Genomic DNA, 1,165 nt, shown 5'->3' on the forward strand with positions numbered 1-1,165 from the left:
CTCCCAATATGTGTATTTTTCACGCTTTTCATTGACAGCACTCCGACTCTCCATTATGTGCATTTTACACACAAGGAGATCGACATGACAAACGGTTTTGCGGCAGATGTGCTCATCTGCGGCGCAGGAGCGGCTGGCCTGACGCTGGGGATCGAGCTTGCACGGCGCGGTATATCCTTCCAGCTCATTGAGAAGATGAGCGAACCCTTCCGTGGCTCGCGCGGCAAGGGCATCCAGCCGAGGACACAGGAGATTTTCGAAGATCTCGGCATTCTCGACAGGGTCGTTGCCGCAGGCGGCGTCTATCCGCCGATGCGCGTGTATGGCGATGACGGCAGCTATATCGAAAAGGACACCGGCGAGCGCCCCGATCCGACCCCGGCAGAGCCTTACGCCATCGCGCTAATGATTCCGCAATTCCTCACCGAGCGGATCATGCGAGAGCGGCTGGCAGAACTAGGCCATAGGGTCGAGTACGGATGTGAGTTGGTTGGGTTCGAGCAAGGTGAGAACGGTGTCATGGCACGTCTTGCGGGGCCGAACGGCGAGCAAACCGTTCGCGCACGCTATCTTGTCGGGGCGGACGGCGGGCACAGCTTCGTGCGCGGCGCGCTCGGCTTGAATTTCCCCGGCAAGACGCTGGGCGTGCGTGCGGTCGTGGCGGATGTGCTGTTGACCGGGCTGGACCGCGATGCGTGGCACCAGTTCAACGACGGTGACATGGAGCGAATGGTCGCGACTTGCCCGCTCGCCGGAACCGATCTCTTCCAGAGTCAGGCACCCATTCCGCTGGACGGCGAAGTGGACCTCTCAGCAGAACAGCTGGGGCGCTTGATTAATGAGCGGACCGGCCGCGGCGACGTGCGGGTGGATTCGGTCGCCTGGGCGTCGGCCTACCTGATGAACGCCCGGCTTGCCGATCGCTACCGGGTCGATCGGGTATTCCTCGTTGGCGATGCAGCTCATATCCATCCGCCAACCGGCGGCCAGGGCCTGAACACCAGCGTGCAGGATGCCTATAATCTGGGCTGGAAACTTGCCGCCGTCCTCGACGGCGCGGATGATTGCCTGCTCGACACCTATGAGCAGGAACGACGTCCGGTCGCAGAATCGGTTCTCGGCCTTTCGACCCGGCTGCTCGACGCCCAGAAACAGGGTGGAATGC

Annotated in this window: 1 protein-coding gene; it reads left to right on the forward strand. The window is 61.6% G+C overall.

The genetic code is table 11. From position 1 onward, the window contains the following. Positions 1-84: 84 nt before the first annotated feature. Positions 85-1,165 (forward strand): FAD-dependent monooxygenase (locus FJ980_RS33055; protein ID WP_140547607.1); only part of this gene is annotated, 1,081 nt, incomplete at its 3' end.

This window comes from Mesorhizobium sp. B1-1-5, assembly GCF_006443065.1.
Classification (GTDB): Bacteria; Pseudomonadota; Alphaproteobacteria; order Rhizobiales; family Rhizobiaceae; genus Mesorhizobium.